Source organism: Amycolatopsis benzoatilytica AK 16/65 (assembly GCF_000383915.1).
GTDB lineage: Bacteria > Actinomycetota > Actinomycetes > Mycobacteriales > Pseudonocardiaceae > Amycolatopsis > Amycolatopsis benzoatilytica.
The window spans coordinates 3848197-3874518 of sequence record NZ_KB912942.1 but is presented as its reverse complement, the minus strand read 5'-3'; the positions used below and the strand labels follow the sequence as shown (position 1 = coordinate 3874518).

Sequence of the window (26322 nt, the reverse complement as noted above, 5' to 3'; positions counted from 1 at the left end):
ATAAGCTTGTCCCTCCACCGACAACCTTGCCGAACAGGAGTGCTCCACGTGCCCAACGAACTCGCCAGCCGGCTGGAGCCGATAGTGGCCGCAGCCGTCGAGACCGCGGGTTTCGACCTCGACTCGCTCGAGGTGCAGCAAGCCGGCAGGCGACAGCTGGTGAAGGTCGTCGTCGACTCCGACGACGGGGTCGGGCTGGACGAGGTCGCCGCGGTCAGCCGCACCGTCTCCGCCGCCCTCGACGAGAACGAGCACGTGCTGGCGAGCGCCTACACGCTCGAGGTTACGTCGCCGGGCCTGGACCGGCCGCTCACCCAGCATCGGCACTGGCGGCGCGCGCGCTTCCGGCTGGTCAAGATCACCCCGGTGGAGGGAGCCGGCTACGTCGCCCGGGTCGGGTACGCCGGCGAGAAGAGCGTGCGGGTGCTTGCCGAGGGCCGGATTTCCGACGTGTCCTACCAGTCCGTCGCGAAGGCGGTCGTGGAGGTCGAGTTCAAGCAACCGCCCGCGGAAGACCTCAAACAGCTGACCGCGGACGAAGAACAGAAGAAGGAGGAGTCGAAGTGAACGTGGACATCGCCGCGCTGCGGGCGATCGAACGGGACAAGGACATCCCCTTCGAGACGGTCATCGAGGCCATCGAGACCGCGCTGCTCACCGCGTACAAGCACACCGAGGGCCACCAGCCGCACGCCCGGATCGACATCGACCGCAAGTCCGGCCTGGTCCGCGTGCTCGCCCGCACCCTCACCTCGGACGGCGAGACCGACGAGGAGTGGGACGACACCCCGGAAGGCTTCGGCCGGATCGCCGCCACCACCGCGCGCCAGGTCATCCTGCAGCGGCTGCGCGACGCGGAGCACGAGAAGACCTACGGCGAGTTCTCCGCCAAGGAAGGCGAGATCGTCGCCGGGATCGTCCAGCGCGACGCGCGCGCCAACGCCCGCGGCATGGTCGTGATCCAGGTCGGCGACACCGAGGGCGTGCTGCCGCAGGCCGAGCAGGTCGCGGGGGAGTCCTACGAGCACGGCACCCGGATCAAGGCGTTCGTGTTCGGCGTCTCGCGCAGCAACCGCGGGCCGCAGATCATGCTGTCGCGCTCGCACCCGAACCTGGTGCGCAAGCTGTTCGCGCTGGAGGTCCCAGAGATCGCCGACGGCAGCGTCGAGATCGCCGCGGTGGCGCGCGAGCCCGGGCACCGCTCGAAGATCGCGGTCCGCTCCACCGTTCCCGGCCTGAACGCCAAGGGCGCCTGCATCGGCCCGATGGGCGCGCGGGTGCGCAACGTGATGAGCGAGCTGTCCGGCGAGAAGATCGACATCATCGACTGGTCGGACGACCCGGCGAAGTTCGTCGGGAATGCGCTGTCGCCGGCGAAGGTTGTGTCGGTACGGGTCGTCGACGAGCGAGCGAAGACGGCCCGGGTCGTAGTGCCCGACTTCCAGTTGTCGCTCGCCATCGGCAAGGAGGGCCAGAACGCCCGCTTGGCGGCCCGGCTGACCGGCTGGCGGATCGACATCCGCAGCGACGCCGCGCCCGCCGAGGCCGAGGGTGACCAAGCACACGCCGACCGGGAGCGGCCCGCAGCGGCAACCGGTTCGGCTGACTGAAGGTGCAGGCGCTAGACTCTACAACGGCGCAAGACCCGCCAACGGCTACTGGGGACACCCCCGACCTCCAGCGTCACCGTCAGTCACCGGTGCGCACGTGTGTCGGCTGCCGGAAACGGGAATTGGCCGGTGAACTGCTGCGCGTGGTCGCGGTGGACGGGCGGCTGGTCGTCGACGAACGTCGGCGGCTGCCGGGCCGGGGAGCATGGTTGCACCCCGGGCCGGACTGCCTGGCCAAAGCCGAGCGGAAGCGAGCGTTCCCCCGGGCCCTGCGGGCTCCGGGCGCGCTCGACGCCGCCGGGCTGCACGAGCACGCCGCGTTCGCCGCGGACAACGGCTCCGGGATGTTCTCGGGGCCGCGGGAAACAAGGAAGCAGGTCGACCCGTCATGAGTCAGCCGTGAAGCTGAAGCCATGAACGCGCGACGATAAGGACGAGGTCAGCGGGTCCCCGCCTGGCCTCCCCTAGATGAGGAGAGCTGTGCCAGGCAAGGCCCGTGTACACGAGCTCGCTAAGGAGCTCGGGATCACCAGTAAAGAAGTTCTCGCCAAGCTGAAGGAGCAGGGCGAGTTCGTGAAGTCCGCGTCGTCCACCGTCGAGGCGCCCGTCGCCCGTCGGCTGCGCGACGCTTACCCCGCCAAGGGCGGGAAGAAGCCCGGCCCGACCCCGGGCCCGCGGCCCGCTCCGGCCCCGTCGTCCGGCGGCGCCGCGCCGCGTCCGGCTGCCCCGCAGCCGAGTGCCGCGCCCGCCCCGGCTGCCCAGCAGCAGGTCCCGGCGAGCAAGCCGGGCCAGCAGGCCGGCAAACCGGCTGCCCCGGGCCCCAAGCCCGGCGGTCCGCGTCCCGGCCCGCGCCCGCCCGCGCCGGCCCAGACTCCGGCCCCGCAGGAGCAGCCGCAGGTCCCGGCCGCCAAGGCCGAGCCCGCCGCCGCGAAGCCGGCCCCGAAGCCGCAGGACGCTCCGTCCGCGGGCTCGGTCGTGCCGCCGAAGCCGCAGGGCCCCAAGCCCGGCGGCCCCAAGCCCGGTCCGCGCACCCCGCGGGTCGGCAACAACCCGTTCGGCGTCGGCTCCGGCGCCCCGGCCCCGCGTCCGCCGGCTCCGCGCCCCGGTCCGGGTCAGGGCGGCGACAACCGTCCGCCGCGTCCGGGCGGCGGCCAGGGCGGCGACCGCCCGGCTCCGCGTCCCGGCGGCGGCCAGGGCGGCGGCAACCGGCCGAGCCCGGGCAACATGCCCCCGCGTCCGAACCCCGGCATGATGCCGGGCCGCGCTCGTCCGGCCGGACCGGCCGGCGGCCGTGGCGGCCCTGGCGGCGCAGGTCGTCCGGGTGGCGGCGGTCGTCCCGGTGGTGGCGGCGGCGGCTTCCGCGGCGGCCCCGGTGGCGGCGGCGGTGGCGGCGGCTTCCGTCCCGGTGGCGGTGGCCCCGGTGGCGGCGGTGGCGGCGGCGGCTTCCGTCCGGGCGGCGCCGGTGGCGGCGCTCCGGCCGGTGGCGGCGGCGGCTTCCGCGGTGGCGGCGGCGGCCGTGGCGGCCCCGGTGGTCGCGGCGGCACGGCCGGCGCGTTCGGCCGTCCCGGTGGACCCTCGCGCAAGGGCCGCAAGTCGAAGCGGCAGAAGCGCCAGGAGTACATGGACAACATGCAGGCGCCCAGCGTCGGCGGCGTCCGCCTGCCCAAGGGCCAGGGCGAGACGATCCGGCTGCCGCGCGGCGCTTCGCTGACCGACTTCGCGGAGAAGATCGACGCCAACCCGGCTTCGCTGGTGCAGGTGCTCTTCCACCTCGGCGAGATGGTCACCGCGACGCAGTCCGTGTCGGACGACATCCTGGAGCTGCTCGGCGGCGAGATGAACTACGTCGTCCAGGTCGTGTCCCCCGAAGAGGAGGACCGCGAGCTGCTCGAGACCTTCGACATCACGTATGGCGAGGACGAGGGCGGCGAGGACGAGCTGCAGGTGCGGCCGCCGGTCGTGACCATCATGGGTCACGTCGACCACGGTAAGACCCGCCTGCTGGACACGATCCGGAAGACGAAGGTCCGCGAGAGCGAGGCCGGCGGCATCACGCAGCACATCGGTGCGTACCAGATCGAGACCGAGCTCGAGGGCAACCCGCGCCTGATCACCTTCATCGACACCCCGGGTCACGAGGCGTTCACCGCCATGCGTGCCCGTGGCGCGAACTCCACCGACATCGCGGTGATCGTGGTGGCGGCCGACGACGGAGTGATGCCGCAGACGGTCGAGGCGATCAACCACGCGCAGGCCGCCAAGGCCCCGATCGTGGTCGCGATCAACAAGATCGACAAGGAAGGCGCGAACCCGGACAAGATCCGGCAGCAGCTGACCGAGTACGGCCTGGTCGCCGAGGAGTACGGCGGCGACACGATGTTCGTCGAGATCTCCGCGCGGCAGAACATCAACATCGACGGCCTGCTCGAGGCGATCCTGCTGACCGCGGACGCCGCGCTGGACCTCCGGGCCAACCCGGACATGGAGGCCCAGGGCGTCGCGATCGAGGCGCACCTCGACCGCGGCCGCGGCCCGGTGGCGACCGTGCTGGTCCAGCGCGGCACGCTGCGGGTCGGCGACTCGGTCGTGGCGGGCGACGCCTACGGCCGCGTCCGCCGGATGGTCGACGAGCACAACGTCGACGTCACCGAGGCGCTGCCCTCGCGTCCGGTCCAGGTCATCGGGTTCACCTCGGTGCCCGGCGCGGGCGACACCTTCCTGGTGGTCGACGAGGACCGCGTCGCCCGGCAGATCGCCGAGCGCCGGTCGGCTCGCACCCGCAACGCGCTCAACGCGTCGCGGCGCAAGCGGGTCAGCCTCGAGGACCTCGACTCCGCCTTGAAGGAGACGAGCAGCCTCAACCTGATCATCAAGGGTGACAACTCGGGTACGGTCGAGGCTCTGGAAGCGGCGCTGCTGCAGCTGGACGTCGGCGAAGACGTCGAACTGAACGTGGTTCACCGCGGCGTCGGCGGCGTGACCGAGTCGGACATCGACCTGGCGACCGCGTCCGACGCGATCGTCCTCGGGTTCAACGTCCGGGCACAGGGCAAGGCGACCGAGCGGGCCACCCGCGAGGGCGTCGACGTCCGGTACTACACGGTCATCTACCAGGCGATCGACGAGATCGAGCAGGCCCTCAAGGGCATGCTCAAGCCGGAGTACGAGGAGGTGGAGCTCGGCCGCGCCGAGGTCCGCGACGTCTTCAAGTCCTCCAAGATCGGCACGATCGCGGGTTGCCTGGTCATGTCCGGCGAGATCCGGCGCAACGCCAAGGCCCGCCTGCTGCGCGACGGCGCCGTCATCGCGCAGAACCTCCCGATCAACTCGCTGCGCCGGTTCAAGGACGACGTGGTCGAGGTCCGGGAAGGGTACGAGTGCGGTCTCACGCTGGGCTCGTACAGCGACATCAAGGTCGACGACGTGATCGAGACCTACGAACAGCGGGAGAAGCCCCGCGCGTGAGTGACCCGGTCCGGGGTGCGCCCAGTGCGCACCCCGGACCGCGCTCACGGCACAACTTCGCTGCCTATGTTTGTCGGAGCCCTCGAGCTCGACCTGCTGCTCGACGACGTGCATTCGTTGAAGCAGAAGCGATCCGTGGTCCGGCCGATCGTGGCCGAACTGCGGAAACGGTTCGCCGTCTCGGTCGCCGAGGCGGGACATCTGGACCTGCACCGGCGCGCCCTGATCGGGGTAGCGGCGGTGGCCGCGGACGGCGAACACGTCCGGGACCTGCTTGACTCGTGCGAGCGGTTCGCGGCGGGCCGCCCGGAGTTCGAACTCCTGTCCGCCCGCCGTCGGCTGCTGGGTCCGGACGACTAGAACCACGAAATCCGGAGAAGGAGATCACAAGCCATGGCTGATCCTGCTCGGGCTCGCAAGCTCGCCAAGCGGATCTCGCAGATCGTGGCGTCGGCGATCGAACACGACATCAAGGACCCGCGGCTGGGTGCGGTGACCATCACCGACGCCCGCGTCACCGCGGACCTGCACGACGCCACGGTGTACTACACGGTGCTCGGCGAGACCGTCGACGCGGAGCCGGACTTGCCGAGCGCCGCCGCCGCGCTGGAGGCCGCCCGCGGCGTCCTGCGCACCAAGGTGGGGCAGGGCACCGGCGTTCGCTACACCCCGACGCTCACCTTCGTCGCGGACAGCGTCCCCGACGACGCCCGCCGCATCGAGGAACTGCTCGCGAAGGCCCGCGAAGCGGACGCTGAGGTGGCCCGCCAGGCCACCGGCGCGCAGCACGCCGGCGAAGCGGATCCGTACAAGGCTCCTCGCACCGAAGAGGACGAGGAGCCCGCTGAAGAGGAGACGCGCGGCTGAAGCGATGCGTTCGAAGCCCGGTGTCTCGCGACGCGGAGTGCTGCTCGGCAGTGCCGTGGCGCTCCTCGCCGCCTGCTCCGGGCACTCCGCCCCGGTGGCTGCGCCGCCCCCGGCTGCCTCGTCCGCCGGCCGGGCGCCCCTGACCCCGCCGGTCACGATCCGCCGCAGGCGGTCGATGGCCCGCGGCAAGGACGTCGACGTGGTGCTGGTGACGCCGGAAGGCGTGCCGGGCACCGGACTGCCGGTCTGCGTCGCACTGCACGGCCGCGGGTCGAACGCCCGCTCTTTCCTGGACCTCGGACTGCCCGCCGCCCTCACCGCGGCGGTGCGGTCCGGGGTCCGGCCCTTCGCGGTGGTCGCGGTCGACGGCGAGCACTACTGGGTGCCCGACGGCGACGACGACCCGTACCGGATGCTCACCGACGAACTTCCCGGCTGGATCGCCGAAGCGGGCTTCGGCCCGATGACCGGAGCCCTCGGCATCTCGATGGGCGGCTTCGGAGCGCTGAACCTTGCCCGGCGCCAACGCTCGGTGACGACCGTCGCGACGTGCAGCGCGGCCCTGTTCCGCAGTTGGCCGGAAGCACGGGCCCGCGGCATCTTCGCGTCGTCAGCGGACTGGTCGGCGGTCGAGCCGCTGCAGCACCTGGACGAACTCCCGTCGTCCGGCCTGGGCGTGTGGTGCGGGTCGAGCGACCCGTTCCTGGCCGCGAACCGGCAACTGATCAGCGGCGCCCGGCCGGCGGTTTCGCACGTCGACCCGGGCGGGCACACCGCGGACTACTGGCGCGCAGTCCTGCCGGACGTGCTGCGATTCGTCGGCCCGCGGCTGAAGTAGCCCGCTCAGGCCGGTTTCCCCGCCACCACGAGATCCCGCTCGATCGCCTGGTCCACCCGGTGCGCCAGTTCCTCGTACGGTCCGCCGGACCGCACTTGCAGCCCCGCCCGTTCCAGGATCTCCACCAGCTCTTCGCGCGGCAGCACGTGCGTGTTCCAGGAGATCCCGATCGCCCCGCCGGGCCGGAGCACCCGGTTCCACACCGGAATCGCCGCGGCGAGCAGGTCGCGCGGGCTGCGGGCCAGGCCGGTCTCGCGGTGGCTGCCGTGCTGCACGCCGTACGGCGCGTCGGTCACGATGAGGTCCACGGACGCCGGGCGGAGCACCTCGTCGGTGGTGAGCGTGTCCGCGTTGAGGTAGCTCAGCTTGCGGGTGCGGCCTGCCTTGTAGTCGTCCTTGTCGAACGCGTACTCGATGTCCAGCCGGCGGCCGAGGCGGGCCTTGTTGCGGCGCAGCTGGCCGGACTCCGCGGTGTGTTTCACGCGTTTGGTGCGCAGCCACGTCTTCATGAACTGTTCGTACGCTTCGAAATCGCGCCCGTCGACGTCGAGTCCGGTCGCGTCGAAGCCGTACATCATGGCTTGGTTCAGTGTGGTTCCGCGCCCGCACAGCGGGTCGAGCAGGTGCAGCGGCCGCTCGGTCCAGTCGGCCGGCCAGGCGGTCGCCAGCAGGGTGAGGTTGAGCAGCAGCTTGGTGAACTGCTCGTTGGTCTTGCCCGGGTACTTCTGGATGGTCAGCAGGTCCGAGTCCGCGTGCGCGAGCGGATGGACCGGTACCGGCCGCAGCATGCCGTCGCCCAGTTCGAACAGGGCGTAGAGCGAGGACAAGTTCGACAGCAGCGCCAGGTCGCGCTCGCCGAGCGGAGCGGCGCAGGCGAACTTGACGTAGCCGACGCCGCCGAGTTCGACCTCGTCGATCGCCGACAGCTCAGCGGAGAGGCCGGCACCGAACGCCGCCAGTTCGGCACGCAGCAGCGCCGGCGACGACGCGGCGTACACCCGGTTGGCGGAGGGAAGGACGAGGATCACGTACTCAGGCATTCCGCAGAGCGTAGCGTGACGCATCGTGACGCCTTCCCTGGTACAGGACATTGAGACCGCCGCCGGCCTGCTGGCCGGGGCCACCGATGTGACGCTGCTCGGCCACGTGCGCCCGGACGCCGACGCGCTCGGCAGCGCGCTCGCCCTCGGCCACGTGCTGCATCGTCGCGGCGCGAAGGTGCGGGTCTCCTTCGGTGAGCCGGACGAAGCCCCGGAAACCCTGGCCTGGCTGGACGTCGACGGCCTGCTGACCAAGCCAGTCGACCTCCCGCCGGTCGACGGACTGCTGGTCGCGCTGGACACGCCGACGCTGTCGAGGCTGGGAAGGCTGGCGCCGAGGGTCGCCGCGGCCCGGGAATCGGGCGGTTCGGTGCTGGTGGTCGATCATCACGCCACGAACGGTTATTACGGCACCCACCATGTCGTGACCGAAAGCGCGGAAGCGACGGCGGTGCTCGTGGCCCGGATCATCGAGGCGATGGGGGCCGAGCTGGACGCGCCCGCCGCGCGGTCGCTGTACGCCGGGATCGTCACCGACACGAGCGGTTTCCGGCGAGCCAGCCCGGACACGCACCGGATCGCCGCACGCCTGCTGGAGGCGGGCGCCGACCCGGGCGAGGTGTCGCGGCGGATCGTCGACGACCACCCGTTCGCGTGGCTGCCGATGCTGTCCGCGGTGCTGGCCGAGGCGTGTCTGGAACCCGAAGGGGCGCAAGGGTTTGGCCTTGTCCACACGGTGGTGCGGGCCGCCGAGGCGGCGACGGTGCGCAGCGAAGAGGTCGAGTCGGTGATCGACGTCGTGCGCGCGACGCGGGAAGCCGGGGTGGCGGCGGTGCTCAAGGAAACCGCGCCGGGTCCAGTGTGGACGGTCTCGTTGCGTTCGGCCGGCGACGTCGATGTCTCGGCGGCGGCCGCGGAGTTCGGCGGGGGAGGGCACCGGAGGGCGGCGGGCTGTACGGTGGCCGGCTCGGCGGACGAGGTCCTGGACCGGCTGCGGGAGGCGCTGGGGAGGGCTCCGCTGCTGCGGGCGTCCTGACGAGGATAGACAGCCTTGCTGTTAAACAGCTATGCTGTCTATATGGAAGAGCTGGAGGAAGCGGCTGCCCGCCTGCGCGGGGCGATCCGGGTGCTGGCCAGGCGCGCCGAGAGCGTCACCGCGGCGGGCGGGCTGACCGGGCAGCAACAGGCGGTACTGGGCTGGCTGTCCGAGCGGGGAGCGCTGACCGCCAAGGAACTGGCGGACCTGGAGCGGGTGCGGCCGCAGTCGATGGCGCACGTGGTGGACGCACTCGTGACGCGCGGCTGGGCGGCCCGGCTGCCGGATGCCGAGGACCGGCGGCGGGTGCTGCTGTCGTTGACCGAATCGGGCGCGGAAGCATTGGCGCACGGCCGGGAGTTGCGGCAGGCGTGGCTGGTCGAGGCGATGCGGACCCGGCTGAACGAGGCCGAACGCGCTGAGCTGGTCGCGGTGATCGGGTTGCTGGAGCGGCTGGGCGTCACCGAGTGACTGCGGTCGCGACGCCGGCGGATGGCATCGGTTTCGGGGCGCGGTTCCTCGCCCCGGTGTTCCTCGGGTCGATGCTCAACCCGGTCAACTCGACGATGATCGCGACCGCGCTGGCCCCGATCGGCCGGGACTACGCGGTGCCGGCGGGAGACGTCGCGTGGCTGCTGTCCGGGCTCTACCTGGCGAGCGCGGTCGCGCAGCCGGTGATGGGCCGCCTGGCCGACGCGGCCGGGCCGCGCCGGGTGTATCTCGGAGGGCTCGTTCTCGTCGGCGCCGCCGGGCTGGCCGGGGCGGCCGGACCGCCGTTCGGCTGGCTGGTGGTCGTGCGGGTGCTGATCGGTATCGGCACCTCGACCGCGTATCCGGCCGCGATCAGCATGATCGCCGCGCAGGAACAGCGGCTGGGCCGCACCGCGCCCGGCCGGGTGCTGGGCTCGCTGGCCTTCGCCTCGATGACCGCCGCGACCGTCGGGCCGCTCCTGGGCGGATTGCTGGTCAGCGCGGCCGGCTGGCCCGCCGTCTTCGCGGTGAACGTCCCGCTGGCCGCGATCGGGTTCGGCACCGCGCTGCGTTGGCTGCCGCCTGATCCGCCGCCGGACTCCGAGCGGCCGCGCAGCCGGTTCGACGTGCTCGGCGCGGTGCTGTTCGCGGCGGTGGTCACGACGCTGGCGTTCCTCCTCATGAGCCTGCGCTGGTGGCTGACGCCGGTCCTGGCGGCTCTGCTCGCGGCGCTGGCGTGCTGGGAGCGGGGCCGGGAGTTCCCGTTCCTCGACCTGCGCGTGCTGGCCGGCAACCGGCCGTTGCTGATGACCTATCTCCGCAACGGGCTGGCGTTTCTCGGGTCCTACGGGGTGATCTACGGGCTGACCCAATGGCTGGAAACCGCGCGCGGCTTGTCCTCGGCGGCAGCCGGACTGGTTTTGCTCCCGATGTCGGTCCTCTCCGCGGCGGGCGCCGCCTGGGCGGCGCGCGGTCGTCGCGTCCGAGGGCCGATCCAGGCCGGCGCCGCGGTCCTGCTGCTCGCCGCGGGTCTGCTGCTCTGGGTGCGCGCGGACAGTTCCCTCGTGCTGGTGGTCGCGGTGATGGCGGCGACCGGCATGGCCAGCGGGCTCAATCCGGTCGGCAACCAGGCCGCGATGTACGCCCAAGCCCCGCCCGGGCAGGTCGGCGTGGCCGCCGGATTGCTGCGCACCGCGCAGTACCTCGGCGCGATCTTGTCCGCCAGCCTGCTCGCGTTCACTCTCGGCTCTCCGGTCGGCGACACCGGGCTGCACCGGCTCGCCTTGGCCGTCGCCGGCGTAGCGGTGCTGCTTGCCGCGGTCGTCGTATTCGACCGCTCTCCTCGGTAGAAAGGTGCTTCAGATGAAACCCGCCTCGGTCCGCGCGGTGGCGGACGACGTACTGCAAATCACCCTCTCGGCGCGCGTCGAGGTGCACGCGTACCTGCTCGGGGACGTCCTGGTCGATGCCGGGACTTCGGCCAGCCTGCCTCAACTGCTCGCGGCGCTGGACGGGCGCGCGGTCGCCGCGCACGTGGTCACCCACGCCCACGGCGACCACATCGGCGGTTCCGCGGGCGTGGTCGAGCGCTTCGGGCTGGAGGGCATCGCAGTGGGTGCTGGAGATGCGCCCGCGGCGCGGGATGGGCGGCAGGTCTTCTCGCGCGCCCTGTCCGGACGCCTGCTGCGCCGGCTGGGCGCCGGCGGATTCCCGCCGGTCGCGGTGACCCGGCGGGCGGTGGAAGGCGACCTGGTCGGCCCCGGCTTCGTGGTGCGGGAGACGCCCGGCCATTCGGCGGGCCACGTGGTGCTCTGGCGCGAACGCGACCGCCTGCTCGTCTGCGGCGACGTGCTCACCACACAGCATCCGCTGACCGGGAAGCCCGGCTTGTACGAACCGCCTCGGCCCTTCACGCCCGATCCGCGGCGCAACCGCGAGGCGGTCCGCTGGCTGGCTGATCTTCAGCCTCGCACAGTGTGTTGCGGGCACGGGCCGGTTCTGCGTGATGCGGCCGCTGCGCTCAGCCGGTTGGCGGCGAACCTGGCCTGACGGGTCGTCCTCGGTGGCGCGGTCGTGAGCGGCGCGGTCGTGCCCGGGGCGGCCACCTCCTTCCCGAAGGTGTGATTCTCGTTGCCGGCCAAGCGGAATTACTCTCGGAATCCGGCTTCTCCGGTGTCTTCGCGCTCCTCCCTGCCGGAATTGTCGGTCCTGCTCGTTACCCTTTCCTCGTGTCCGAAAACGCCACGGCCGCCGCCTTGCGCGACGACCGCATTCCGCCCCGCCGGGTGTTCGGGCTCGCCGTGCCCGCGCTCGGCGTGCTCGCCGCCGAGCCGCTCTACGTGCTGGTCGACACCGCTGTCGTCGGCCATCTCGGCGCGCTGCCGCTCGCCGGTCTCGCGCTGGGCGGAGTGGTGCTGTCCCAGGTCTCCACCCAGCTGACGTTCCTGTCCTACGGCACCACTTCGCGCACCGCCCGGCTGCACGGCGCCGGCCGGCGCCCCGACGCGGTCCGGGAAGGCGTGCAGGCCACCTGGCTGGCCGTGCTGGTCGGCTTGGTGCTGCTGGTCGCGGGGCAGTTGCTGGCCGGCCCGATCGCCCGTGCGCTTTCCGGCAGCGACGAAATCGCCGCGGCGGCCGTGTCCTGGCTGCGGATCGCTCTGTTCGGCGCGCCGCTGATCCTGGTCACGATGGCAGGCAACGGCTGGATGCGCGGCGTGCAGGACGCGGCCCGGCCGTTGCGATATGTGTTGGCGGGCAACGGAATCTCCGCCGTGCTGTGCCCGGTCCTGGTCTACGTCGCCGGTCTCGGGCTGGAGGGTTCGGCGATCGCGAACGTGGTCGCGCAGGTCGTGTCGGCGTCCCTGTTCATCGCCGCGCTGGTGCGGGAACGGGTGCCGCTGCGGCCGGACTTCCCGGTGATGCGCGCACAGCTCGGCCTCGGCCGGGACCTGGTGCTGCGCAGCTTCGCGTTCCAGGCGTGCTTCGTGTCGGCCGCCGCGGTCGCCGCGCGCACGTCCACCGAGGCGGTCGGCGCGCACCAGGTCGTGCTGCAGCTCTGGACGTTCCTGTCGCTGGTCCTGGACTCGGTCGCGATCGCCGCGCAATCGCTGGTCGGCGCCGCACTCGGCGGCGGCCGCGAACGGCAGGCCCGCGGCGTCGCGAACCAGATCACCGGCTACGGCCTGATCTTCGGCTGCTTCCTGTGCGTCGTGTTCGCCGCGCTGTGGAGCGTCCTGCCGCACGCGTTCACGTCCGATCCGGGCGTGCTCGGACAGATCCCGCACGCCTGGTGGTTCTTCGTGGCGCTGCAACCGATCGCCGGAGTGGTCTTCGCTCTCGACGGGGTGCTGCTCGGCGCCGGGGACGCCGCCTTCCTCCGCACGGCGACGCTGGTCAGCGCCGGTGTCGGCTTCCTGCCGCTGATCTGGCTGTCGCTCGCCTTCGGCTGGGGACTGAGCGGGATCTGGACCGGGTTGTCGCTGTTCATGCTGTTCCGTCTGGCTGCCGTGGTGGCCCGATGGCGGTCCGGACGGTGGGCCGTGGTCGGCGCGGTACGGGAGGCTTGACGGTCTGAGTCCGGGCGGGCAGACGCTGGGCCGCACCGCTTGCCGCCGAGGTGGTGCCTCGGTGTCCAGCCGCATCCCGCCGGAGGAGGAGCGGGCACCTCTGCCGCCGCGCTGGGCCCGTACCCTCGGCCGCCCCCCGGGCCCGCCGCTCCCGCCCGTCGCCTCAGCCCGCCGCCCCGGCCGGGATAACTCGCTCGCCCCGCCCGGCGACGGGATGCAAGGCTGGGGCACATGCCGAAGTTCACCCAGATCGACGTTTTCACCGACGAGCTCACCCTTGGCAACCCCCTCGCCGTAGTGCACGACGCGGACCGCCTCGCCGACGAGCGGCTCGCCGCGTTCGCCCGCTGGACGAACCTCAGCGAGACCACCTTCCTGCTGCCGCCGTCCGACCCGGCCGCCGACTACCGCGTGCGGATCTTCACCCCGGGCGGCGAGCTGCCGTTCGCCGGGCATCCCACGCTCGGCTCGGCGCGGGCGTGGCTGGCCGCCGGGGGAGTGCCGAAAGCGGGGCACCTCGTGCAGGAATGCGGAGCCGGTCTGGTGCGGGTGCGGCGGGACGAGCAGGACCGGCTGGCGTTCGCCGCGCCTCCGTTGCGGCGCAGCGGTCCAGTGGACGACGCCGACCTCGCCGTCGTCAAGCGCGGTCTGCACCTCGCCGACGCCGACGTCCTCGGCGCGGCCTGGGCGGACAACGGACCCGGCTGGGTCGCGTTGCTGCTGCGCGACGCCGCGACCGTCCTCGCGATCGAGCCGGACTTCGCCGCGCTCGGCCGGTTCAAGGTCGGCGTCGCGGGGGAGCAGCCGGCCGGCGCGGAGACCGCGTTCGAGGTCCGCGCGTTCAGCGACACCGTCGAGGACCCGGTCACCGGCAGCCTCAACGCGGCGCTCGGCCAGTGGCTGATCGGCGACGGAATCGCGCCCGAGTCGTACGTCGCGGCGCAGGGCACGCGGCTCGGCCGGCGGGGCCGGGTGCACGTCCGGCGGGACGGCGAGGACGTCTGGGTCGGCGGCGACACGGTCGTCGGAATCCGGGGAGAAGTTGATCTGTGGTGAATGCCACCGGGGTAACAGGTACGTATCGAGGTTGCTGAGGCGATACAACTGTCGGGGCGGCAGCGTCGGCGTCTTTCCCTGCCCGAACCCGCCCGCCCGCCTGCTCCCTGGAGGAACCCTTGTTGCCCGCCGGCTGCGCCCCTGTCCGGTCCTGGCTCATCTGGCTCACCGCGGTGACGGTGTACCTGCTCGCCGTCTTTCACCGCACCTCGTTCGGCGTCGCCGGGCTGAAGGCGGCCGAACGCTTCGGCGTCGGGTCCGCGGCGCTCGGCATCTTCACCGTCCTGCAGGTCGGTGTGTACGCCGCGATGCAGATCCCCACCGGCGTCCTGGTCGACCGCTACGGCCCGCGCCGCGTTCTGACCGCCGCCGCCCTGATCCTCGGCAGCGGCCAGCTGCTGCTCGGCCTGGCCGACAGCTACGCCCTCGGCCTGGTCGCCCGCGGAGTTCTCGGTCTCGGCGACGCGCTCACCTTCGTGAGCGTCCTGCGCCTCGTCGCAGCGCATTTCCCGGCGCACCGCTACCCGCTGCTCGCGTCCTTCACGTCCGCCGTCGGCTACCTCGGCAACCTCGCCGCGACGGTACCGCTCACCCTGCTCCTCGACGGTCCAGGTTGGACAGTCACCTTCCTCGCCGTCGGCGCGGTGACGGTGCTGTACTCGGTCCCGGTCGCCCTGCGCGTCCGCGACACCCCGGAAGGCGTGCCGGAGAAGAGGCGCGAACCGGTGCGCGTGGGACACCTGCGCGAGCAGATCCGGCTGGCCTGGCAGACGCCCGGCACCCGGCTCGGCTTCTGGGTCCACTTCGCGACGATGTTCGCGCCGAACGTGCTGACGTTGCTGTGGGGCCTGCCTTTCCTCGTGCAGGGACAGGGCCTGCCGCCAGCTACCGCGAGCGCTTTGCTGACCGTCTTCGTGTTCGGCTCGATGGCCGGCGGCCCGCTGCTGGGCGCGGTGATCGGCCGGTACCCGGTGGCGCGGGTCCCGCTGGTCATCGGCTACCTGATCGGCGCGGCCGGCGTGTGGGCGGTGCTGCTCGGCTGGAACGGCCACATCCCGGTGGGCGTGCTGGTGCCCGCGTTCGCCTTCCTCACCCTGGGCGGCCCGGCGTCGATGATCGGTTTCGCGCTGGCGCGCGACTACAACCCGCTGTCGCGCGTCGGGACGGCAACCGGCGTGGTGAACGTCGGCGGATTCCTGGCGACTACCGTGACCGCGCTGGCGATCGGCGTCCTGCTGCAGTGGACCGGCGGCAACTTCCGGATCGCGCTGCTCGCGGTGGTGGCCGTGCTGGCGGTCGGCTCGTTCCGGATGCTGGTGTGGTGGCGACGGGCCCGGGCGTCGGTGTTCGAAGCGGAAGCACGAGGGGAAGAAGTTCCGGTGCACATCCGGCGGCGTCGCTGGGATCGCGCGCTGGAACCGGTCGGCGCGGCCGCCTGACCGAGCCCCGCCCCAAGTCCGTGAAGGGAACATTGAGGGACTCTGAGTACCTCACTGTTCCCTTCACGGCACCCGCCGCGACAACCAGCCCCGGCCGAAACCCAGCCGTCGCACCGACTCCCGCCCTGGGTAGGGTTCCCGCCGTGCCCAGCCCGAAAAAACCGTCCCGTCCCGCCCCGCCGCCCGGACTCCTGATCGTCGACAAGCCGGCCGGAATGACCTCCCACGACGTGGTCGCACGCGCACGGCGGATCATGGGCACCCGCAAGGTCGGCCACGCCGGCACGCTCGATCCGATGGCCACCGGCGTCCTCGTGCTCGGCATCGAACGCGCGACCAAACTGCTCGGCCATCTCGCGCTCGACCGCAAGACCTACCTCGCCACCCTGCAGCTCGGCCGATCCACCACGACCGACGACGCCGAGGGCGAGGGCTTGGCCGAGGCTGCCCCGGAGGCCATCGCCGCGGTCACGGAAGAGCAGATCGGCGCAGGAATCGCCGCCCTCACCGGGGACATCCAGCAGGTGCCGAGCGCCGTTTCCGCGGTCAAGATCGACGGGAAACGCGCCTACGCGCGGGTCCGCGCGGGGGAAGACGTCGTCCTGCCGCCCCGGCCGGTCACGGTGTTCCGGTTCGACGTTCTCGGCCTTCGCCGCGAAACGGACCGGATCGAAATCGACGCCGTCGTCGAGTGCTCGTCCGGCACCTACGTCCGCGCGCTGGCCCGCGACCTGGGCGCCGGGCTCGGCATTGGCGGGCACCTGAAAGCCTTGCGCCGCACCACGGTCGGGCCGTTCTCGCTCGCTCGCGCGCGCACTCTCGACCAGCTTGAAGAGGCACCCGAACTCTCCCTCGACCTCGATGCCGCCGTCGCCGCCGCGTTCCCGCGCCGGGACCTCGACGGGGCCACCGCCAAGGCCGTCCAGTACGGCCGGCGCATCCCGGCCGCGGGCATCGACGGCACCTACGGCCTGTTCGGTCCGGACGGCCATGTTCTCGCGCTGGCGGCCGACGCCGAGGGCGTGGCCCGCTCGGTCGTGGTCCTCCTGCCCGCATAGGGTGGGGCAAACAGCACGGGTGCGGGGAGAGTTGACGACAGTGCAGCGTTGGCGTGGGCTCGGGGACCTCCCGGGCGGCTGGGGCCGGTGCGTGGTCACCATCGGCGTGTTCGACGGCGTGCACCGAGGGCATCAGGAACTGATCAAGCGCACCGTGCAGGCGGCCGCCGAGCGCGGCGTGCCGAGCGTGGTGCTCACTTTCGACCCGCATCCGTCCGAGGTGCTCCGCCCGGGCAGCCATCCCGCGCAGCTGACCACGTTGCGCCGCAAGGCACAGCTGGTCGAAGGGCTCGGCGTGGACGTCTTCTGCGTGCTGCCGTTCACCCTGGAGCTGTCCCGGCTCAGCCCGCACGAGTTCGTGCACGAGGTCCTGGTGGACCGGCTGCACGCGGCCGCGGTGCTGGTCGGCGACAACTTCACGTTCGGGGCCAAGGCCGCGGGCAACGTCGCGCTGCTGCGCGAGCTGGGCCGCCGGTTCGGCTTCGTCGCGTTCGGCGCCGAACTGCAGGGCCGCTCGCTCGACGAAGACCGCGGCGCCAACGACATCACCTTCTCCTCCACCTACGTCCGCTCGTGCATCGACGCCGGCGACGTGGTCGCGGCGGCGGACGCGCTGGGCAGGCCGCACCGGCTGGAGGGCATCGTCGTCCGCGGCGACGGGCGCGGCCACGACCTCGGCTACCCGACCGCCAACCTGTCCACCGCGCGGTTCGCGGCGGTGCCCGCCGACGGCGTCTACACGGCTTGGTTCAGCCGGCTCAACGACCCGGCCCGGCGGCTGCGCGCCGCGGTGTCGGTCGGGACGAACCCGACGTTTTCCGGACGCGAGCGCACTGTCGAGGCGTTCGTGCTGGACGTCGACGAGGACTTCTACGGCCAGCACGTCGCGCTGGACTTCGTCACCCGGTTGCGCGACCAGGAGCGGTTCGTCCAGGCGGGCGATCTGGTGCGCAAAATCGACGAGGACGTGGCCCGGACCAGGGAAACGCTCGGCTCGGACGGCTGAACCGCCGCGGCGGAGCACGGACGGATTCGGGCGTTCCGCCCGTGCCCGGGCGTTCCAGATGGCAAGATGAGCCCCGGCGCCGGGGCGGGACAGCAGGTCGCGCGGCACCCGCCGCGAGACGACAGCGCTAGGGGAGCGGAGCAGGTGGAGGACCACAAGATCGTCCAGCGGAACATCGCGCTGCAACGGGAGTGGTACGGGGAGCCGCTGGGCGATCGGGTGCGCAGGCTGGTGGTCGCTTTCGACGTGTCGCAGGCGTTCCTGGCCGAGGTGCTCGGCATCAGCGCGCCGATGCTCAGCCAGGTGATGAGCGGGCGGCGGGCGAAGATCGGCAACCCGGTGGTGCTGGCCCGGATGATCATGCTGGAACGCAAGATCCTGGTGCCCGAGGTCGCCGCCGGCGACCGCGACGCGATGCAGGCCGCGCTGGAGGACGTCCGCGACTCCCGGCCGACCGTCGGACGCGACAACATCCCGGTCAACTCGAACGAGAAGCGGCTGCTCGCCGCGATCCGCGACGTGGCCGAGGACGAGGACCTCGGGGAGGCGGCGAAACTGCTCGACGAGGATTTCCCGGCGATCGCCGACCTGCTCCGCCGGGCCGGCGCGGCCGCTCCGTAACCGCCGGTGCGGCTGTTCTCCGCGCTGCGCCCGCCCGCCGACGTCGCGGCGGAGGTCGCGCGCGCACTCGGCCCGCGAGGCGAGTCGCTGCGCTGGACGGATCCGGCCGGATGGCACGTCACGCTCGCTTTCTACGGCCAAGCCGACCCGGCCGAACGCACCAGGTTCCTCGCCGCCGCGCTGGCCGGCCGTAACTCCGTTGACGTCCGGCTGTCCGGTTCGGGAACATTCCCGGGAGTGCTGTGGCTGGGAGTGGCGGGGGAGGGCCTCGCCGGTCTCGCCGCCGCCGCCGGTGCCGAGCCGGAACGGGAGTACCGCCCGCACCTGACGCTCGCCCGGCTCGCCCGCGCACACGATCCGGCTGCCTGGACGGAGCGGCTCGCGGAATTCCGCAGCCGGGTCTGGACCGTGGACCGGGTCGAGCTGATGGGCGGCGGCAGCCCGTACCGCACGCTCGCCAGCTGGCCGCTGGGCCGGCCGGGCAGCTGAGCGGGCGCGGCCGCGCCTCGGTAGCCGCACGTGAGTGAAGGGCAGGGCAAAGCGGCTGGTAGCCTTGACAACTGGGTCCGGCTGCAGTCCGTGGCGGCCGAGACCGTCTTACCCGGCCGCGTGGCGCGGTGCGGGCCTCACGGCACTAGATGCACAAGGAGCACCACCAGTGGCGCTGTCCACCGAAGAGAAGAAGTCGATCCTCGCCGAGTACGGCCTGCACGACTCGGACACCGGATCCCCCGAGGCCCAGGTCGCTCTGCTGACCAAGCGGATCGTCGGCCTCACCGAACACCTGAAGACCCACAAGCACGACCACCACTCCCGCCGTGGTCTCCTGCTGCTGGTCGGCCGTCGCCGCCGGCTGCTGAACTACACGGAGAAGGTGGACGTGGCGCGGTACCGCGAGCTGATCAAGCGGCTCGGCCTGCGTCGATAGCGTGCTGACGAGGGGGAGTGGCCACCGGGTCGCTCCCCCTCGCCGCAAGCACGGCACTACACGGCGCGAGCGCGCTGGAGGAAGGTTTCGCCGGTCCTCGGTAGTGGTTCCCGGGCACGGGCCCGGGGGCTTCGATCGAAGACCGGCCTGCTCCTCAAGCGTTCTCGGGCACAACGAGTCCCAAGGTGGGAGACTCGCGCCGACAGAAGGAACCAAAGAGGAGATTGACCATATGACCGACTCCACCGGAGTCACCGTGTTCGAAACCGAAGCCGTTCTCGACAACGGCCGTTTCGGCACCCGCACCGTCCGGTTCGAGACCGGCCGGCTCGCCAAGCAGGCCGCCGGCGCTGTCGTCGCGTACCTGGACGAAGAGACCATGCTGCTGTCGGCGACCACGGCGTCGAAGCACCCGAAGGAGCACTTCGACTTCTTCCCGCTGACCGTGGACGTCGAAGAGCGGATGTACGCCGCCGGCCGCATCCCCGGCGCGTTCTTCCGCCGCGAGGGCCGCCCGTCGACCGACGCGATCCTCACCTGCCGCCTGATCGACCGCCCGCTGCGCCCGTCGTTCGCCGACGGCCTGCGCAACGAGATCCAGGTCGTCATCACCGTCCAGAGCCTGAACCCGGACGACCCGTACGACGTGCTGGCGATCAACGCCGCGTCGGCCTCCACCCAGATCGCCGGCCTGCCGTTCTCCGGCCCGGTCGGCGGCGTGCGCGTCGGGCTGATCGAAGGCCAGTGGGTCGCGTTCCCGACCTGGTCGCAGCTCGAGAAGGCGACCTTCAACATGGTCGTCGCCGGTCGCATCGTCGGTGACGGTGCCGATGACGTCGCGATCATGATGGTCGAGGCCGAGGGCACCGAGCACACCCTCGACCTGATCGCCGCGGGCGGCACCGCGCCGGACGAGATCACCGTCGCGCAGGGCCTCGAGGCCGCGAAGCCGTTCATCCGCGTGCTGTGCGAGGCGCAGCAGCGCCTGGCCGCCGACGCCGCGAAGCCGACCGGCGAGTTCCCGGTGTACCCGGCCTACCAGCCGGACATCTACGAGGCCGTCGCCGCGATCGCGTCCGACGAACTGGCCAAGGCTCTGCAGATCGCCGGCAAGCAGGAGCGCGACGCCGCGACCGACGAGGTCAAGGCGACCGTGCTGGCCAAGCTCGGCCTCGGCGAGGGCGAAGCCTTCGAAGGCCGTGACAAGGAGGTCGGCGGTGCGTTCAAAGCGCTGACCAAGAAGATCATGCGCACCCGCGTGCTCACCGAGAAGATCCGGATGGACGGCCGCGGCCTGACCGACATCCGCCAGCTCTCGGCCGAGGTCGCGGTCATCCCGCGGGCGCACGGCTCGGCGCTGTTCGAGCGCGGCGAGACCCAGATCCTGGGCGTCACCACGCTGAACATGCTCCGGATGGAGCAGCAGATCGACTCGCTCTCCCCGGAGACCACGAAGCGCTACCTGCACCACTACAACTTCCCGCCGTTCTCCACCGGCGAGACCGGCCGCGTCGGCTCGCCGAAGCGGCGCGAGATCGGCCACGGCATGCTCGCCGAGCGCGCCCTGGTGCCGGTGCTGCCGAAGCGGGACGAGTTCCCGTACGCGATCCGCCAGGTCTCCGAGGCGCTGGGCTCCAACGGCTCCACCTCGATGGGCTCGGTCTGCGCGTCCACCATGGGCCTGTTCAACGCCGGCGTGCCGCTGAAGGCCCCGGTCGCGGGCATCGCGATGGGCCTGGTGTCCGACGAGGTGGACGGCGAGACCCGCTACGTCGCCCTCACCGACATCCTGGGCGCCGAAGACGCGCTGGGCGACATGGACTTCAAGGTCGCCGGCACGAAGGACATCATCACCGCGCTGCAGCTGGACACCAAGCTCGACGGCATCCCGTCCGAGGTGCTCGCCGCCGCGCTGAAGCAGGCGAAGGACGCTCGCCTCACCATCCTGGAAGTCATCGCCGAGGCGATCGACGGCCCGGACGAGATGAGCCCGTACGCCCCGCGCGTCACCTCGGTGAAGATCCCGGTCGACAAGATCGGCGAGGTCATCGGCCCGAAGGGCAAGATGATCAACTCGATCACCGAGGAGACCGGCGCCGACATCTCGATCGAGGACGACGGCACGATCTACGTGGGCGCGGCCGACGGCCCGTCGGCGGAGGCGGCGATCGACAAGATCAACGCCATCGCCAACCCGCAGCTGCCGAAGGTCGGCGAGCGCTTCCTCGGCACCGTGGTGAAGACGGCCGCGTTCGGCGCGTTCGTCTCGCTGCTGCCGGGCAAGGACGGCCTCGTGCACATCTCGAAGCTGGGCAACGGCAAGCGGATCGCGAAGGTCGAGGACGTGGTGAACGTCGGCGACAAGATCCGCGTCGAGATCGCCGACATCGACAACCGCGGCAAGATCAGCCTGATCGTCGTCAAGGAAGAAGAGGCCGCCAAGCCGGCCGAAGGCGACGCCGACGCGGCGGAGAAGACCGAAGCCAAGTAAGGCTCGCAGTTCCATCGAGGGCCTCCTGACCCGAGGCGGCTCGTGAGTGGCAGAACCGGTTCTCATCGGGATGGCCACTCACGAGCCCCGGTCCGGAGGCCCGTGTCACACCGGCTCGACCCGGCCGCGCAGCACCTCTGATTTCAGCCCAACGCGGGATCGCGTCGGCGGTTGGAGGAGCAGTGCGCACGGCCCCTCGGCCGGGTGCACTGCTCCTCCAACCGCCGACCTGAAGGCGATCCCGCCCGCGACGGCGGAGCCGGCGCAATCACACACAGAGGTTCTTTTGGCACGGCAGGTTTCCGGGCACGAGCAGCCCGTCGGCACCACCCGTACGCTCGAGTCCACTGCGGACGGTGCGGTCGTCAAGCGGAGCGTGCTGCCCGGCGGCCTGCGGGTGATCACCGAGCACGTGCCCGCGTCCCGTTCGGCGACGGTCGGGCTGTGGGTCGGCGTCGGTTCGCGTGACGAGCCGCTCGCCGTCGCGGGCGCGGCGCACTACCTGGAACACTTGCTGTTCAAGGGAACCGCCAACCGCGATGCCACCCAGATCGCCGAGGAGATCGACGCGGTCGGCGGCGAATTCAACGCGTTCACCGCGAAAGAGCACACCTGCTACTACGCGCAGGTGCTCGACGCGGACCTGCCGCTCGCGCTCGACCTCGTCACCGACGTGGTTTTCGAAGCGCAGTGCACCGACCGCGACATGGACATGGAACGCAGCGTCGTGCTCGAAGAGATCGCGATGCGCGACGACGACCCGGAAGACCTGCTGCACGAGGAATTCGTCAGCGCGATCCTCGGCGAGCACCCGCTCGGCCGTCCGGTGCTCGGCACGGAGAAGTCCATCACCGAGATGTCCCCGGTTGCGCTGCGCGGGTTCTACCGTCGCCGGTACACGCTGCCGCGGATGGTCCTCGCGGTCGCCGGGAACATCGAGCACGGCCAGGTGCTGCGGCTGGTCAAGCGCGCGCTGAAGGAACGTCTCGGGGGTGCCGCGACGCCGGTCGCCCCGCGAGCCGGCCGCGCGCGGCTGAAGACGGTGCCGAAGCTGGCGCTGCACTCGGACGACACCGAGCAGGCGCACGTGATGCTCGGCTTCCGGGCGCTGCCGCGGCACGACGACCGCCGCTTCACCCTGTCGGTGCTCAACGCGGCGCTGGGCGGAGGGATGAGCTCCCGGCTGTTCCAGGAGATCCGCGAGCGGCGCGGCCTGGCCTACCAGGTGTACTCGTCGGTGGCGAGCTACGCCGACCTCGGCCACATGTCGGTGTATGCGGGTTGCCAGCCGGAACGGCTCGGCCAGGTCGCCGGCGTGATCCGCGAGGTACTCGACGGGGTGGCCGCGGACGGTCTCACCGACGCCGAGGTCATGCGTGCCAAGGGGCAGCTGCGCGGCGGGCTGGTGCTGGGCCTGGAGGACACCTCCTCGCGGATGTCCCGGATCGGCAAGAACGAACTGAACTACGGCCGCTACCTGGGCGTCGACGACACGATCGCGCGGATCGACGCGGTCACCACCGAGGACGTGTGTGCGCTCGCTCGCACTCTGCTGCGCAGTCCCGGCGGGGTGTCGTCCGCGGCGGTGGTGGGGCCGTACGCTCACGCCGACGACCTTCCCGACGATCTGCACGAGGTGATCGCGTCATGACCGAGTCCCCGATCCGCGTCGGCGTGCTGGGCGCACGCGGCCGCATGGGCGCGACCGTGGTGAAAGCCGTGGAAGGCGCCGCGGACCAGGAACTGGTGGCCGCGCTGGACGCCGGCGACGACTTCGCCGCGCTGGCGAACGCCCAGGTGGTCGTGGACTTCACGCACCCGGACGCAGTGATGGACAACCTGCGCTGGCTCATCGCGCACGACCTGCACGGGGTGGTCGGCACGACCGGGTTCAGCGAGGAGCGGCTCGCGCAGCTGCGCGGCCTGCTGGCGGAGAAGCCGTCGGTGGGCGTGCTGATCGCGCCGAACTTCGCGCTCGGCGCGGTGCTGGCGATGCGGTTCGCGGCACAGGCGGCGAAGTTCTACGCCTCGGCCGAGATCATCGAGCTGCACCACAACCGCAAGGCCGACGCTCCGTCCGGCACCGCCGCGCACACCGCGCGGATGATCGCCGCCGCGCGCGCCGAGGCCGGCGTCGTCCCGGGGCCGGACGCCACGACGTCCGAATTGGACGGTGCCCGCGGCGCGACGGTGGAGGACGTCCACGTGCACTCGGTTCGTCTGCCGGGGCTGGTGGCGCACGAGGAAATCCTCTTCGGCGGCGAAGGCGAAACGCTGACCATCCGGCACGATTCGCTGGACCGCACGTCGTTCATGCCGGGCGTGCTGCTCGGCGTGCGCTCGGTGCTCGCGCGGCCCGGCCTGACGGTCGGCCTGGAGAACGTGCTCGACCTGTGAAAGCTCGCAATGTCGCGCTGCTGATGACGGCGGCGCTGGTGGTGTACCTGGTCCTGCTGGCGGACCGGGGCGTGGCCTTGATCGGCACCGGGAAGCCGACCGGGATCGCACTCGGCATCGGCGTGTTCCTGCTCCCGTTGCTGGGGGTCTGGACGGTCTGGACGACCTGGCGCTCCGGCGTGCAGATCATGCGGCTGTCGCGCCGGCTGGACGCCGAGGGCGGGTTGCCGGACGTCTCGGACCTGCCGCGCCGCCCGTCCGGCCGCGTCGACCGGGACGCGGCGGACGCCTGGTTCGAGCAGCGCCGCGAAGAAGTCGAGGCAGATCCGGAGAACTGGCGGGTGTGGTATCGGCTGGCGTACGCCTATGACGTCGCGGGAGACCGGCGACGGGCTCGGGCGACCATGCGGAAGGCGGTCGAGCTGGAGGCCGCGGAGCGCAAGTAAGCCGTCCGCGACAGGTGCTGGATGTCCGTGAAGGGCCCCTTGAGGGAATCTGCTTGGGTTCTAGTGGTGGTTGCAACGCCTGAGTTGTTGAGGGGTTGCCGTGGCGGGGGTCCGGGAGGTTGCAGCGTCGCGGGGTCGGGGGAGGTTGGCGGCGGAACGCCGCCGGTATTTTGATCTTGTGGCGGAAGGCGTGGGCACTGTCGAGGCGTGCCGGGTTGTCGGGGTCGACCGGCGGACCGGGCACCGGTGGCGGCACGGGCGGCCGAGCCGGGCGGGGCGGACGGCCGTGCGGTCGCCGGCCCCGCCCTCGCGTCCGGCCCCCGTCGCCGATGCCCGCCCCGAGGCGCAGTCGCGGTTCCTGACGCAGCAGGAACGGCTGGCGATCGCCGACCTGCGCCGGGCAGGGGCCGGGGTCCGCGCGATCGCCCGGGAACTGGGCCGCGATCCCGCCACGATCAGCCGCGAACTGGCCCGCAACGCCCGTCCCGGCAGCCGCGGCTACCGGCCCTACGCCGCCCAGGCCCGCGCCGACGCGCGCCGCAAACGGCCCAAGACCGGCAAGATCGCGGCCTGTCCCGAGCTGCGCGACCTCGTGCAGGGCATGCTGCGCAAGAAGTTCAGCCCGGAGCAGATCAGCCAGCGGCTGCGCCGCGACCACCCCGACCGCCCGGAGCTGCACGTGACCCCCGAAACCGTCTACCAGGCCCTCTACGTCCAAGGCCGCGGCGAACTGCGCCGCGAACTGCACCGCGCGCTGCGCACCGGCCGCGCCGTGCGCAAACCCCGCCGCACCGGCGAAGCCCGCCGGCCCCGCTTCGCCGAACCCATGGTCATGATCAGCGAACGCCCCGCCGAAGCCGCCGACCGCGCCGTCCCCGGCCACTGGGAAGGCGACCTGATCATCGGCAAGGACGGAGCCTCCGCCATCGCCACCCTGGTCGAACGCGCCACCCGCTACACGCTCCTGGTCCCCCTGCCCCACGGCCGCGGCGCCGACGCCGTCCGCGACGCCCTCGTCACCGCCATGCACACCCTGCCCGACCACCTGACACGGTCCCTGACCTGGGACCAAGGCTCGGAAATGGGCCGACACCGCGAATTCACCATCGCCACCGGCATCCCCGTCTACTTCTGCGACCCCCACAGCCCCTGGCAACGCGGCAGCAACGAAAACACCAACGGCCTGCTGCGCCAGTACTTCCCCAAAGGCACCGACCTCTCCCTCCACAGCCCCGAACACCTCGCCGCCGTCGCCGCAGAGCTCAACTGCCGCCCACGCAAAACGCTCGGCTGGGACACCCCAGCCGAACGCCTCGCTACACTCCTCACCGAAACCAGCTAATCCAGCCTGTGTTGCGACGACCCCTCGAATCCGCCCTGATTCCCGCAAGGGGCCCTTCACGGAACAGGCTTGAGTCGCGCGGCCCGAGGGGCGGGTCACCGCAGCCATCCGGCGAACATGGCCGGCGAAGCCGCGATCAAGCTGAACCGCACCCAGCGCCCGGCCAGTCCGGCCGCGAGGAACGTCGACAGCCGCATCCGGACCACACCGGCCAAGACGCTCGTCGCCATGAACGGCGGGAGTCCGACCAGCGAGCTGACCCCGTACGTGCCCGTCATCCAATGCGGGTGGCGCTGGCAGCGTTCGCGCAGCGCTTCGACTTTGCCGCGGATCAGTTTCGTGCGCTGCTGCCATCGGACGCGGCGCGGCGTGAGCGGGCGTTCGCGGTGCAGCCGGTCGTGCAGGAAACGGGGGAGCGGGAGCGTGCCGCGCGCGGCGAGGTAGTACAGCAGCTTTCCGGCGATCTGCCCCACCGCCACCGCTCCGCCGAGCCACAGCCAGTGCACGTTGTGCTGGCTAGCGCACAGCCCGATGACGAAAAGTTCGGCGTTGACCAGCGGGACGATCGCCGACCCGAAGGCGACGCCGAGGGTCAAGAGCACCCATCCCATGGTGTCGCCTCCTTTCGTGTCCCCGCTCACTCCA

At 71.7% G+C, this 26322-nt stretch carries 26 protein-coding genes; 24 read left to right on the top strand and 2 right to left on the bottom strand.

The window, feature by feature from the left end; genetic code table 11:
• The first annotated feature begins 48 nt into the window (after positions 1-48).
• The 7 genes from rimP to AMYBE_RS0117610 all read left to right on the top strand — a co-directional run bounded on the left by rimP (position 49) and on the right by AMYBE_RS0117610 (position 6780).
• Positions 49-567 carry a ribosome maturation factor RimP gene (gene rimP / locus AMYBE_RS0117640; RefSeq protein ID WP_020660716.1) on the top strand — a complete coding sequence of 173 codons (519 nt, stop codon included), beginning with the start codon at positions 49-51 and terminating at the stop codon, positions 565-567.
• Positions 564-1610, top strand: coding sequence for a transcription termination factor NusA (nusA, locus tag AMYBE_RS0117635; RefSeq protein ID WP_020660715.1), 1047 nt, complete (start codon positions 564-566; stop codon positions 1608-1610). Before rimP ends, nusA begins: the two co-directional genes overlap by 4 nt.
• A gap of 89 nt (positions 1611-1699) precedes the next feature.
• Positions 1700-2002, top strand: coding sequence for a YlxR family protein (locus tag AMYBE_RS0117630; RefSeq protein ID WP_051124735.1), 303 nt, complete (start codon positions 1700-1702; stop codon positions 2000-2002).
• An 88-nt stretch (positions 2003-2090) separates the two neighbouring features.
• Positions 2091-5075 carry a translation initiation factor IF-2 gene (gene infB, locus AMYBE_RS0117625; RefSeq protein ID WP_020660713.1) on the top strand — a complete coding sequence of 995 codons (2985 nt, stop codon included), beginning with the start codon at positions 2091-2093 and terminating at the stop codon, positions 5073-5075.
• Positions 5076-5141: 66 nt separating this feature from the next.
• Entirely contained in the window at positions 5142-5435 is a 294-nt protein-coding gene (locus AMYBE_RS0117620; RefSeq protein WP_020660712.1) for a DUF503 domain-containing protein, read from the top strand.
• A 33-nt stretch (positions 5436-5468) separates the two neighbouring features.
• The gene (gene rbfA / locus AMYBE_RS0117615) at positions 5469-5942 is read left to right on the top strand and encodes a 30S ribosome-binding factor RbfA (protein WP_020660711.1); all 474 of its coding nucleotides are present in this window, start codon (positions 5469-5471) and stop codon (positions 5940-5942) included.
• A gap of 4 nt (positions 5943-5946) precedes the next feature.
• Entirely contained in the window at positions 5947-6780 is an 834-nt protein-coding gene (locus AMYBE_RS0117610) for an alpha/beta hydrolase (protein ID WP_020660710.1), read from the top strand.
• Positions 6781-6785: 5 nt separating this feature from the next.
• Here AMYBE_RS0117610 and AMYBE_RS0117605 read toward each other — a convergent pair whose 3' ends face one another.
• Positions 6786-7820 carry a TRM11 family SAM-dependent methyltransferase gene (locus AMYBE_RS0117605; protein ID WP_020660709.1) on the bottom strand — a complete coding sequence of 345 codons (1035 nt, stop codon included), beginning with the start codon at positions 7818-7820 and terminating at the stop codon, positions 6786-6788.
• Positions 7821-7845: 25 nt separating this feature from the next.
• Here AMYBE_RS0117605 and AMYBE_RS0117600 point away from each other — a divergent pair, with 25 nt between their 5' ends.
• The 17 genes from AMYBE_RS0117600 to AMYBE_RS0117520 all read left to right on the top strand — a co-directional run bounded on the left by AMYBE_RS0117600 (position 7846) and on the right by AMYBE_RS0117520 (position 25677).
• A complete protein-coding gene (locus AMYBE_RS0117600; protein WP_020660708.1) occupies positions 7846-8856 on the top strand; it encodes a DHH family phosphoesterase in 1011 nt (336 codons plus the stop codon).
• A 42-nt stretch (positions 8857-8898) separates the two neighbouring features.
• Positions 8899-9327, top strand: coding sequence for a MarR family winged helix-turn-helix transcriptional regulator (locus tag AMYBE_RS0117595; protein WP_020660707.1), 429 nt, complete (start codon positions 8899-8901; stop codon positions 9325-9327).
• Positions 9324-10676, top strand: a complete 1353-nt coding sequence (locus AMYBE_RS0117590) for an MFS transporter (RefSeq protein ID WP_020660706.1) — start codon at positions 9324-9326, stop codon at positions 10674-10676. Before AMYBE_RS0117595 ends, AMYBE_RS0117590 begins: the two co-directional genes overlap by 4 nt.
• A 13-nt stretch (positions 10677-10689) precedes the next feature.
• A complete protein-coding gene (locus tag AMYBE_RS0117585; protein WP_020660705.1) occupies positions 10690-11376 on the top strand; it encodes an MBL fold metallo-hydrolase in 687 nt (228 codons plus the stop codon).
• Positions 11377-11555: 179 nt separating this feature from the next.
• A complete protein-coding gene (locus AMYBE_RS0117580) occupies positions 11556-12893 on the top strand; it encodes an MATE family efflux transporter (RefSeq protein WP_020660704.1) in 1338 nt (445 codons plus the stop codon).
• Between the two features lie 231 nt (positions 12894-13124).
• Entirely contained in the window at positions 13125-13949 is an 825-nt protein-coding gene (locus AMYBE_RS0117575; RefSeq protein ID WP_020660703.1) for a PhzF family phenazine biosynthesis protein, read from the top strand.
• A gap of 122 nt (positions 13950-14071) precedes the next feature.
• Positions 14072-15388, top strand: a complete 1317-nt coding sequence (locus tag AMYBE_RS0117570; RefSeq protein WP_020660702.1) for an MFS transporter — start codon at positions 14072-14074, stop codon at positions 15386-15388.
• Between the two features lie 143 nt (positions 15389-15531).
• On the top strand, positions 15532-16446 hold the full coding sequence (truB, locus tag AMYBE_RS0117565; protein ID WP_084470058.1) for a tRNA pseudouridine(55) synthase TruB: 915 nt from the start codon (positions 15532-15534) through the stop codon (positions 16444-16446).
• A gap of 40 nt (positions 16447-16486) precedes the next feature.
• Entirely contained in the window at positions 16487-17452 is a 966-nt protein-coding gene (locus AMYBE_RS0117560) for a bifunctional riboflavin kinase/FAD synthetase (protein ID WP_084470056.1), read from the top strand.
• 144 nt (positions 17453-17596) lie between these two features.
• Positions 17597-18073: a helix-turn-helix domain-containing protein gene (locus AMYBE_RS0117555; RefSeq protein WP_020660699.1), complete on the top strand. Its 477-nt coding sequence runs from the start codon at positions 17597-17599 to the stop codon at positions 18071-18073.
• 6 nt (positions 18074-18079) lie between these two features.
• Positions 18080-18562, top strand: a complete 483-nt coding sequence (gene thpR, locus AMYBE_RS0117550; protein ID WP_020660698.1) for an RNA 2',3'-cyclic phosphodiesterase — start codon at positions 18080-18082, stop codon at positions 18560-18562.
• 169 nt (positions 18563-18731) lie between these two features.
• Positions 18732-19001, top strand: a complete 270-nt coding sequence (rpsO, locus tag AMYBE_RS0117545; protein ID WP_020660697.1) for a 30S ribosomal protein S15 — start codon at positions 18732-18734, stop codon at positions 18999-19001.
• A gap of 232 nt (positions 19002-19233) precedes the next feature.
• On the top strand, positions 19234-21492 hold the full coding sequence (locus AMYBE_RS0117540) for a polyribonucleotide nucleotidyltransferase (protein ID WP_020660696.1): 2259 nt from the start codon (positions 19234-19236) through the stop codon (positions 21490-21492).
• Positions 21493-21778: 286 nt separating this feature from the next.
• The gene (locus tag AMYBE_RS0117535) at positions 21779-23143 is read left to right on the top strand and encodes a M16 family metallopeptidase (protein WP_020660695.1); all 1365 of its coding nucleotides are present in this window, start codon (positions 21779-21781) and stop codon (positions 23141-23143) included.
• The gene (gene dapB / locus AMYBE_RS0117530; RefSeq protein WP_020660694.1) at positions 23140-23889 is read left to right on the top strand and encodes a 4-hydroxy-tetrahydrodipicolinate reductase; all 750 of its coding nucleotides are present in this window, start codon (positions 23140-23142) and stop codon (positions 23887-23889) included. The genes AMYBE_RS0117535 and dapB overlap by 4 nt, the downstream gene beginning before the upstream one ends.
• Positions 23886-24335 carry a tetratricopeptide repeat protein gene (locus AMYBE_RS0117525; RefSeq protein ID WP_020660693.1) on the top strand — a complete coding sequence of 150 codons (450 nt, stop codon included), beginning with the start codon at positions 23886-23888 and terminating at the stop codon, positions 24333-24335. Before dapB ends, AMYBE_RS0117525 begins: the two co-directional genes overlap by 4 nt.
• A 178-nt stretch (positions 24336-24513) precedes the next feature.
• Positions 24514-25677, top strand: coding sequence for an IS30 family transposase (locus AMYBE_RS0117520; protein ID WP_020660034.1), 1164 nt, complete (start codon positions 24514-24516; stop codon positions 25675-25677).
• A 95-nt stretch (positions 25678-25772) separates the two neighbouring features.
• Here the strand turns inward: AMYBE_RS0117520 and AMYBE_RS0117515 are convergent, their stop codons facing one another.
• Entirely contained in the window at positions 25773-26288 is a 516-nt protein-coding gene (locus tag AMYBE_RS0117515) for a YqaA family protein (protein ID WP_020660692.1), read from the bottom strand.
• Between the last annotated feature and the right edge of the window lie 34 nt (positions 26289-26322).

What these genes read in the sequence shown, in the direction of transcription:
- AMYBE_RS0117620 (WP_020660712.1), top strand. Translation starts at nt 5,142, where the DNA reads ATGTTTGTCGGAGCCCTCGAGCTCGACCTGCTGCTCGACGACGTGCAT.
- rbfA (WP_020660711.1), top strand. Translation starts at nt 5,469, where the DNA reads ATGGCTGATCCTGCTCGGGCTCGCAAGCTCGCCAAGCGGATCTCGCAG.
- AMYBE_RS0117610 (WP_020660710.1), top strand. Translation starts at nt 5,947, where the DNA reads ATGCGTTCGAAGCCCGGTGTCTCGCGACGCGGAGTGCTGCTCGGCAGT.
- AMYBE_RS0117605 (WP_020660709.1), bottom strand. Translation starts at nt 7,820, where the DNA reads ATGCCTGAGTACGTGATCCTCGTCCTTCCCTCCGCCAACCGGGTGTAC.
- AMYBE_RS0117595 (WP_020660707.1), top strand. Translation starts at nt 8,899, where the DNA reads ATGGAAGAGCTGGAGGAAGCGGCTGCCCGCCTGCGCGGGGCGATCCGG.
- AMYBE_RS0117585 (WP_020660705.1), top strand. Translation starts at nt 10,690, where the DNA reads ATGAAACCCGCCTCGGTCCGCGCGGTGGCGGACGACGTACTGCAAATC.
- AMYBE_RS0117575 (WP_020660703.1), top strand. Translation starts at nt 13,125, where the DNA reads ATGCCGAAGTTCACCCAGATCGACGTTTTCACCGACGAGCTCACCCTT.
- AMYBE_RS0117540 (WP_020660696.1), top strand. Translation starts at nt 19,234, where the DNA reads ATGACCGACTCCACCGGAGTCACCGTGTTCGAAACCGAAGCCGTTCTC.
- dapB (WP_020660694.1), top strand. Translation starts at nt 23,140, where the DNA reads ATGACCGAGTCCCCGATCCGCGTCGGCGTGCTGGGCGCACGCGGCCGC.
- AMYBE_RS0117515 (WP_020660692.1), bottom strand. Translation starts at nt 26,288, where the DNA reads ATGGGATGGGTGCTCTTGACCCTCGGCGTCGCCTTCGGGTCGGCGATC.